This is a genomic window from Phreatobacter aquiterrae, assembly GCF_053471285.1.
In genome coordinates this window covers 1-9,272 of record NZ_JBJPHW010000025.1, presented here as the reverse complement: position 1 = coordinate 9,272, position 9,272 = coordinate 1, and the positions used below count along the sequence as shown (strand labels likewise).

At 67.7% G+C, this 9,272-nt stretch carries 8 protein-coding genes; 7 read left to right on the top strand and 1 reads right to left on the bottom strand.

Annotation, left to right across the window (positions count from 1 at the left end; all coding sequences use genetic code 11):
- The 7 genes from ACJ4V0_RS21190 to copM form a co-directional block, all read left to right on the top strand.
- The coding region (locus ACJ4V0_RS21190) for an IS3 family transposase (RefSeq protein ID WP_448301603.1) at nucleotides 1–109 on the top strand (109 nt) is incomplete at its 5' end.
- Between the two features lie 669 nt (nucleotides 110–778).
- Nucleotides 779–1,507 carry a response regulator gene (locus tag ACJ4V0_RS21185; protein ID WP_448301602.1) on the top strand — a complete coding sequence of 243 codons (729 nt, stop codon included), beginning with the start codon at nucleotides 779–781 and terminating at the stop codon, nucleotides 1,505–1,507.
- On the top strand, nucleotides 1,491–2,867 hold the full coding sequence (locus ACJ4V0_RS21180) for an ATP-binding protein (protein ID WP_448301601.1): 1,377 nt from the start codon (nucleotides 1,491–1,493) through the stop codon (nucleotides 2,865–2,867). The genes ACJ4V0_RS21185 and ACJ4V0_RS21180 overlap by 17 nt, the downstream gene beginning before the upstream one ends.
- Before the next feature lie 57 nt (nucleotides 2,868–2,924).
- On the top strand, nucleotides 2,925–4,610 hold the full coding sequence (locus ACJ4V0_RS21175) for an efflux RND transporter periplasmic adaptor subunit (protein ID WP_448301600.1): 1,686 nt from the start codon (nucleotides 2,925–2,927) through the stop codon (nucleotides 4,608–4,610).
- Nucleotides 4,611–4,619: 9 nt separating this feature from the next.
- Complete coding sequence (locus ACJ4V0_RS21170) at nucleotides 4,620–7,757, top strand: efflux RND transporter permease subunit (protein ID WP_448301599.1); 3,138 nt, start codon at nucleotides 4,620–4,622, stop codon at nucleotides 7,755–7,757.
- Between the two features lie 23 nt (nucleotides 7,758–7,780).
- The gene (locus tag ACJ4V0_RS21165) at nucleotides 7,781–8,152 is read left to right on the top strand and encodes a hypothetical protein (RefSeq protein WP_448301598.1); all 372 of its coding nucleotides are present in this window, start codon (nucleotides 7,781–7,783) and stop codon (nucleotides 8,150–8,152) included.
- A gap of 40 nt (nucleotides 8,153–8,192) precedes the next feature.
- Nucleotides 8,193–8,654 (top strand): CopM family metallochaperone, encoded by a 462-nt coding sequence (gene copM, locus ACJ4V0_RS21160; protein ID WP_448301597.1) that lies wholly within the window; start codon nucleotides 8,193–8,195, stop codon nucleotides 8,652–8,654.
- A 136-nt stretch (nucleotides 8,655–8,790) separates the two neighbouring features.
- On the opposite strand, the gene ACJ4V0_RS21155 is transcribed toward copM, so the two are convergent.
- A partial coding sequence (locus ACJ4V0_RS21155; protein WP_448301596.1) for an MFS transporter occupies nucleotides 8,791–9,272 on the bottom strand: 482 nt, incomplete at its 5' end.

Genomic DNA, 9,272 nt, shown 5'->3' with positions numbered 1-9,272 from the left:
CGACTACATCGAGATGTTCTACAATCCGACCCGCAAGCACGCACGAAACGGGATGCTGTCGCCCGTCGAGTTCGAACGGCAGCACAAAGCGCGAGCCGAGGGCGTCTAGAAAACTCGGGGCGGTTCAGGGCCCCGAGCGTGCTCGAACCCCTGCCCCAGGCGCCAGACTGCCACGGCTTTGTGGTGAGCGGCTCGGGAGCGATTGTTTTTGGTATCCGGGCTGGAGGCATGTTCCGATGGACGGCACAACGCGGCGTCGAGCTCATCGCCGACATCATGGCGGATGCCAACATCGATACCTCCGCCTGGGCGCTCGAACGGCCAACAGCCGTGTCATCCGACGGCTCGATCGTTTCTGGACTTGGTCGGTTCACGGCACCCGGACAGAGCCCGCGGAACCGTCCGTTCCTACTTGAGCTGCCACCTGTTCGGTAAGGCTCGATTCCCTCTACCCTACCCCCCAACTACCCTACCCCCAACCTCGCTGGGTGCAGGAAAGCCTTAGCGAAGGGAATGTGCCTTTACCTAAGGCTTGGGCCTCTCGAGACGTAGGACTCACCATCCGAGCTTGGCCGCTCGTCCGTTTGGCGCCGCCAATGCAGACATTAGGCAGCGGCTGTGTAGCCGACATTGATCGGCCCTGCAGGAGGTCGCTCAACTCTGGCGCGCAGGCGGACTGGTCAAGGCGATCTCTCCTGCAAACGTCTGTTACAGTGCCGAGACGACCCGACACACGGCGCGGGTTAGGCCAAAGGCGCGATCAGAGGAATTGCCGTTCTTGGAACCACCCACGAGCCCGGTTGTCGACGCTGCCTCGCTTCTCGTTGTGGATGACGACGGCGAGATCCTGTCGCTCGTCGCGAAGTTCCTGCGCGGCCACGGCTTTCGCGTCCACACGGCGCGCAACGGCGCCGAAATGGCCGAGGCGCTCAACCGTGCCCATGTCGATCTCATCGTTCTCGACCTCATGCTGCCGGGCACCAATGGCCTCGACCTCTGCCGCAACCTGCGCCGCACCTCCTCGGTCCCGGTGGTGATGCTGACGGCCAAGGGCGACGACATCGACCGCATCATCGGCCTGGAGGTTGGCGCAGACGACTACCTGCCGAAGCCGTTCAATCCCCGGGAGTTGCTGGCGCGCGTCAACGCCGTGCTCAGGCGATCGCGCGGTCCCGGGACGCCCGCCGACCGGGCGGGGCGCGGCTTTGCCTTCGACGGCTGGCGGCTGGACACGCTGAAGCGTGAGTTGACCAACCCTGCCGGCGTCGTCGTCGATCTCTCCACCGGAGAGTACGACCTGCTGATCGCCTTCCTGGAGGCCCCCCAGCGCGTGCTGTCACGGGATTTCCTCCTCGATGCCGCCCGAAACCGCATCGCCGAGGCCTTCGACCGCACCATCGACGTTCAGGTCAGCCGGCTTCGTCGCAAGATCGGTGACCCCGTCGATCTCATCAAGACCGTCCGGGGCGCCGGCTACATGTTTACCGCCGATGTCACGCGGTTCTGATCCCCGTCCGCCGGCATGGTTCGGCCGCCTGATGGCGCGCTTCGACAGTCTGACGGCGCGTACCGTGCTCGTCGTCCTGCTTGGCATCGGCATTGTCCATCTCGTGAGCCTCTGGACCTACCAGATCAGTCTCGACCGCGAGGTCACGCTGTCCAGCGATGCGCGGCTCGCCGATCGCCTGCTCGCTATCAAGCGTGCCGTCATGCGGGTGCCGCCAGGGGAACGCGAGGCGGTCGCCCACGACCTCTCCGGCGGGTCTGTGGATGCGCACTGGAGCCGGACGGAGCATGCGGTGGCCGGCGGGGCCGACGCCGCGCGATGGGAAAGCCTCGGCCAGCGGCTGCGCGAGGTCCTGCCCGAACTGGCCGACGATGGTCTTGTCATCGGCGCGAACCGCCGCAGTGCGGACGATCCACATCTGGCGCTGATCTCCATGCGTCTGCCTGACCAGAGCTGGGTCAATGTCGGCCTTGTCGCGCCGCCCCTGCACGCCGCTGGCTCCCACGGCACGCTGCTGTCGACCTCGCTCATGGCGCTCGGCGCCCTCGTCGTATCGATCCTGCTGGTCGGATGGCTGACGCGGCCCCTGTCGCTCTTCGCCGAGGCCGCGAAGGGGTTCTACCGCAACCGCTCGGTCACGCCCCTGTCGGAGACCGGGCCTCGCGAGGTGCGCGACCTTGCCGCCGCCTTCAACGACATGCAGCGACGCATCGCCTCGCTGATCGAGGACCGGACCCAGGCCCTCGCCGCCGTGTCACACGACCTCAAGACGCCGATTACCCGGCTGCGCTTCCGGATCGAGGACCTGGACGATCCCGGCGCGCGGACGGCGATTGCCGCCGACCTCGACGACATGGAACGCATGATCGACCAGACGCTGGCCTTCCTGCGCGGCGAGCGGGCCGACGAGGAGGTCCGCAGCGTCGATCTCGTGGCGATCCTGCAGACGATCACCGACGACATGACGGATCGCGGCCGCCACATCGGCCTCGGCGGCCTGTCGTCGGCCGTGATTGCCGGCCGGCACCTGGCGCTGAAGCGGGCCTTCGGAAATCTCGTCGAGAACGCCGTCAAGTACGCCGGAAAGGTCGACGTGACGGTGGAGCGGGACGCAGACCGCTTCATGGTGTCGATCAACGACGACGGTCCCGGCATCGCGCCCGCCGACGTCGACAAGGCCATGGCGCCCTTCGTCCGCCTCGAACCCTCGCGCAACCAGTCCACCGGCGGCTTCGGCCTGGGCCTGCCGATCGCCAAAGCGATCATCGAGGGACATGGCGGCACGATCGCGCTCGGACAACGTCCCGAAGGCGGCCTCACGGTCACCGTCTCTCTTCCTGAAGGCGGCCCGGCCTCCTGATACAATCTGTAATGGTCGCGCAATGCGCGGTGACGGCCGCGGCGTTAGTCGGGAGCCATGAGACTCACTGCGATACCTGCCCTCTGGCTTTTCCTGCTGACCCTCGCCATTGGCGGCAATGCCGTGCCGGCGCGTGCGCATGAGGGACACGACCACGGTGCGCCGCCCCCACCGGTCTCGGCCACGATCGCGCCGCGCGCCGATGCCTCGTCGGAGGACTTCGAGATGGTTCTCGTTGCCCGCGACGGCCGGCTGCACATTTATCTCGACACGTTCCGCGGAAACGAGCCGGTTCCGGACGGCACGATCGAGGTCGACGGCCCGGACGGCACCGTCAGGGCAGAGCCGGACGGATCCGGCGGCTATGGTCTGCCGGCGCCCTGGCTTGCGCGCCCCGGCGAACACGCTCTCGCCATCACCGTGCAGGCGAGAGGCCTGGTGGACGTTCTCACCGCCTCGCTGACCATCCCCGCACCACCCGCCCCAGCGCCACTGGCGGGCGGTCGCTGGGGCGGCTTCATCGACAGCGCCCTGGCGGCTGACCTGCGCAACCGGCTGGCGGACGGCGGCATGACGATCTACGGCGCTCTGGTGGCGGCCTTTGCGGCCGGCTTCCTCGCCGCCCTGCTCGTGCGCCGGCGCCCGCGCGTCGCCGTGGTCGCGCTTGTGGCGGCGCTGGCCGCACCGGGGAGCCTTGAGGCCGCCTCACCGACGGCCGCCCCGCCCGGATCGGCGGCCGCCGCTGCTCCACGCGACATCGCCCAGCGCTTTCCGGACGGCGCACTCTTCGTGCCGAAACCGACCCAGCGGATTCTGGCCATCCGCACCCTCTTCACCGACGAACGAACTTATCCGCGCAGCGTCGAGATGCCGGGCCGCATCATCCCCGACCCCAACCGCGCCGGCTACGTCCAGGCCTCCGTCGCCGGTCGCCTGATCCCGCCTCCCGGCGGCTTCCCGCGCCTCGGAGCGCGGGTCGCCGCGGGCGATGTCCTCGCCCTCGTCCAGCCGGCGATCAATTCCGCCGACGCCACGACCCAGCAGCAACAGGCGCGTGAACTCGACCAGCAGCTGACGCTCGTCGAGCGCCGTCTCGAGCGGCTGAAGCAGATTCAGTCGGTGGTGGCGCGCGCCCAGATCGAGGACGCGGAGCTGGAACTGGCGGGTTTGCGCACGCGTCGCGCCAATCTCGACCGCGCGCCGCGCGAACCGGAAAGGCTCGTTGCGCCCGTCAGCGGCGTCGTCGCCTCGGTCCAGGCGATCGCCGGCCAGATCGCCGATCCCGGGACGGCCATCTACCTGATCATCGATCCCGATGCCCTCTGGGTGGAGGCCCTCAGCTTCGACGTGCATGCGCTGGCCGCCGAGGCGTCAGGTCAGTTGGCGGATGGAGGGACCCTGCAGCTGCTGCATCGGGGAAGCGGCCTTGCCGACCGCAACCAGGCTGTGCCCGTGCAGTTCAGCATCGAGGCCAGGGCGGGGGCCCTGCGCCCCGGCCAGTTGCTCACGGTTCTAGCGCGATCCACCGAGGAACGCCGCGGCATCGCGCTGCCGCGCGCCGCCGTCGTGCGGGGCGCCAACGGCCAGTCCATCGTCTACGAGCATTCGAACGCCGAACGCTTCGTTCCGCGGGAGATTCGCGTCGAGCCGCTCGACGGCGCGCGTGTCCTCGCGATCTCGGGGATCGAGCCGGGCCGACGGATTGTCGTGCAGGGCGCCGAACTCCTCAACCAGATCCGCTAGGGCGCCGGGATGTTCAACGCCCTTGTCACCCAATCCCTGAAGAACCGGCTCTTCGTGCTGGCTGTCGCGGCGATCCTGGTCGTCTTCGGCGCGATGACGGCGGCGCGTCTTCCCGTCGACGTCTTCCCCGATCTCAACCGGCCGACGGTCACGATCATGACCGAGGCGGAGGGCCTGGCGCCGCCGGAGGTGGAGCAACTCGTCACTTATCCGATCGAGACGCAGATGAACGGCCTGCCGGGCGTCTCCCGCGTGCGCTCGACATCGGGGATCGGCCTATCCATCGTCTATGTCGAGTTCGACTGGGGCACCGACATCTTCCGCAATCGCCAGCAGATCGCTGAGCGGCTGTCGCTCATCCAGCCGCAGCTTCCGACAGGAGTCGTGCCCCAGATGGGGCCGATCAACTCCATCATGGGCCAGATCATGCTCGTGGCCGTGACCGGGCCGGACACGGTCTCGCCCATGAATCTGCGGGAGCTGGCTGACTTCACCATCAGGCCACGGCTTCTGGCCATTCCCGGAGTCGCACAGGTAATCCCGATCGGCGGCGAGGTGCGGCAGTTCAGGGTCTCTCCCAACTCCACTGCCATGCGGGCGCTTGGCGTCAGTTTCGAGCAGGTCGAGCGCGCTCTTTCCCAGTTCGGCACCAATACCGGGGGCGGCTTCACCGACCAGTACAGCCGCGAGTTCCTCATCCGGAACGTCGGCCGCAGCCGAAGCCTCAAGGATCTGCGCAGCGTCGTGGTCGCCAGCGTCTCCGGTCAGCCCGTGCTGCTGGGGCAGGTCGCCGAGGTCGGCTATGCGGCGCGGATGAAGCGCGGTGAAGCCGGCTACCAGGGGCGGCCGGCCGTCATCGTCTCCATCGAGAAGCAGCCGGGCGTCGACACGATCCGCCTCACCACCACCATCGAGCAGGCGCTGCGCGACATCGCCGCGACGCTGCCGAACGGCATCCGGGCCGATCAGGTCCTGTTCCGACAGGCGACCTTCATCCAGACCTCCATCGACAATGTCATGAAGGTGCTGGTCGAGGCGATCGTCGTCGTCGCCATCATCCTCTTCGTCTTCCTCCTCAACGTGAGGACGACGGTCATCTCGCTCACCGCCATCCCGGTCTCCATCCTGATGACCGCCATCGTCTTTCAGGTGATGGGGCTGTCGATCAACACGATGACGCTGGGGGGCCTCGCCATCGCCATCGGTGAACTGGTCGATGATGCGGTGGTGGACGTGGAGAACATCCTCCGCCGCCTGCGGGAGAACCGCGAAGCCGGCAATCCCCGTTCCGCCTTTGCCGTGGTCGTGGCGGCAAGCCAGGAGGTCCGTTCGGGCATCGTCTATGCGACGATGATCATCGTTCTCGTCTTCGTGCCGCTCTTCGCGCTCTCGGGCATCGAGGGCCGGCTCTTCGCGCCGCTGGGCCAGGCCTACATCATCTCCATCCTGTCGAGCCTTGTCGTCGCGGTCACGCTGACCCCGGTCATGGCCTACTATCTGCTGCCCCGCATGCGGCGGCTGGACGAGCGCGAAAGCTGGCTGATCCGCAAGCTCAAGTCCGGTAACCGCATCCTCCTCGACGGGGCCTTCCGCCGTCCCCGACTGCTGATGACCGTCACGCTGGCCGGCGTTATGGCCGCGGGGGCGCTTGCATTCCAGCTGCCCCGGTCCTTCCTGCCGCCCTTCAACGAGGGCACGCTCACCATCAACATGCTCTTCAACCCGGGAATATCGCTTGCGGAGAGCCATCGGGTCGGGCTCATCGCCGAGCGCCTCATCCTCGAAGTGCCGGAGGTGGAGCGCGTGGGGCGTCGCACCGGACGGGCCGAACTCGACGAACATGCCGAGGGCGTGCACGCGTCGGAGGTCGAGGTCGCGCTGAAGGCCGGCCGGCCCAAGGATGTGATCATCGCAGACATCCGCTCCCGGCTCGCCGTCCTGCCGGTCGCAACCAACATCGGCCAGCCCATCTCCCACCGCCTCGACCACATGCTCTCGGGCGTGCGGGCGCAGATCGCCCTGAAGATCTTCGGCGAGGATCTCGACACCCTGCGCTTTCTGGCGGAGGACATGCGGCAGAAGCTCGCGGCCGTCCCGGGGATCGTCGACCTGCAGGTCGAGCGGCAGGTGCGGGTGCCCCAGCTCGACGTCATCGTCGACTACCGCCGCGCCGCGCTCTACGGGATCCAGCCGGCCGCCATCACCGAGCAGCTTGAGCGTCTGTCGAATGGCCGCGTGGTCTCGCGCATCATCGACGGCAACCGCCGCTTCGACGTGGTCCTGCGGCTCGACGACCTGCAGCGCACCACCCAGGGTCTCGCCGACCTTCTGATCCAGACCCCCGCCGGCTGGGTTCCCGTCCGCCAGTTCGCAGATGTCGTCGAGACCGAGGGCCCCAACCAGATCCTGCGCGAGAACGGGCGCCGCCGGGTCGTCGTCCTCGCCAACGCCGAGGGCAGCGCCGACATGGCCGCGGTGATCGCCCGGGTCCGCGAGGTGATGGCCGCGACGACCCTGCCGCCCGGCTTCTTCGCGAGCCTTGAAGGGACCTTCCAGGCGCAGGAGGAATCGATGCGGACGATCGGGCTCCTGTCGCTCGTCTCTCTCGCCATGATCTTCGCCATCCTCTTCGCGCGGTACCGGTCCGTAGTCTTCGTGGCGATCATCATGACCAGCGTCCCGCTGGCGCTCATCGGCTCGGTTGTGGCGCTCTGGATCGCCGGCCAGCCCCTGTCGGTCGCCTCGATGATCGGTTTCATCACCCTCACTGGCATCGCGACGCGCAATGGCATCCTGAAGATCAGCCACATGATCAACCTGGCGATCCACGAGGGCATGCCCTTCGGCCGGGACCTCGTCGTCCGCGGCAGCCTGGAACGCCTCACGCCTGTGCTGATGACGGCCCTCTCGGCGGGTGTCGCCCTCATTCCGCTGATGATCGATCCCACCGCGCCTGGCAAGGAAGTGCTGCATCCGGTGGCGGTGGCGATCTTCGGCGGCCTCATCAGCGCCACCCTGCTCGACACGCTTCTCACCCCGACCCTGTTCCTGCGTTACGGCCGCGCTTCCCTGGAGCGCCTGGTCGTCGAGTCCCGTCACGAGGCTTCGGGTCCACTTCCGGCGGACCGGATCGTTGGAACCTTCTGAAACGTCACCTAGGAGTTTTCGTCATGTATCGCCTGCTCGTCATTGCGCTCGCCGTTCTCGTCATTGCGAGCAGCGCCGAGGCCCACGCCCCTCAGGCCGGCCCCAACGGCGGCAAGATCATCCATGCAGGGGCGAACTACCATGTCGAGCTCGTCGCCTCGGGAACGACCGAGGTCGTGCTGCACCTCAGCGACATGAACGACAAGCCCATCGCCGCTGACGGGTACCGTGCGACGGCCATCCTCGTCGTCAACGGCCAGACCATCCGGTTCCCGATGCAGCCAGCCGGCGGATCCCGCCTTGTCGGCACGGCTCCGGTCGCCGTTCCCGCCGGCGTCCGCGGTGCGGTGCAGATCACCACGCCGCAGGGCGCAACCGTCCAGGCTCGCTACTGAGCGCGGCCGCCACCAGCACCCATCGAGAAGGAACTTCGCCATGACGTCCCCCCTCTCCGCCGGTCTTCTGGCCGGCTCGCTCCTCCTCGCCGCCACAACCATGGCGACGGCCCAGCACCACGGCCAAGGTCACCGCGGCCAGGGCCACCACGGCCAAGCATCGCCGGCCGCTCAGGGCGGCGGCGCAGCCCCGGCGGCACCCCACCAGCACGGCGGCTCGACGACCGGGCCTGCCGCCGCCGAGCATCCGTCCGTCGCGGCGTTCAGGGCTGCAAACGACCGCATGCACCGCGACATGGACATCCGCTTCTCGGGCAATGCCGACGTCGATTTCGTCCGCGGGATGATCCCCCATCATCAGGGCGCCATCGACATGGCCAAGGTCGTCCTGGAGCACGGCAAGGACGAACAGGTCCGCAAATGGGCGGCCGACATCATCCGCGAACAGGAGCGCGAGATCGCGGAGATGCGCGCCTGGCTGGCGCGGAACGGACAGCGCTGATTTCCGGGGCTCATAGCCGACATTCCGGACTTCGCTCAGGGCCCAATTGCCGACGAGAGTAGGGGGCGTTCAAGCGAACGCCATTTGTAAGAAACCGCCCTGGTCATAAGTCTTGATTTATGAAACTGGTTAATTGCTAGCGTGGCCAACTGCAATGAACGTCGTCGATGACGAACGTATGGGCGTGACGCCCGCCGCCGCCGTGGGTCGCGATATGCGGGTGGTCTGGCGGCAGGTCGGCATGGCTATGGGGGACGAGTTCCGGGTCGTCGGCTGGCCACACGATGCGCGTGATGATCACGGCGAGGGCCGCCCCGGTCGCCAGCATCATGGCGGCGACGGAAAGCCCGAGGACCGATCCCGCCCATCCCGCCAGCGGATAGGCAATGAGCCAGCAGGCATGGGACAGGGCGAACTGGGCGGCGAAGACTGCCGGGCGGTCTTCCGCGTGAGCCGAACGCCGCAGCAGCCGCCCCGACGGCGTCTGGGCTGTGGAATAGCCGATGCCGAGGAGGAACCAGAGCGGCAGGAGCAGGGCATAGGACGGGACCGCGGCAGCCGCCAGTGTTCCCACAGTCAGCAGCCCGGCGCCGGCCAGCATGACGGTCCGGTCCGCAA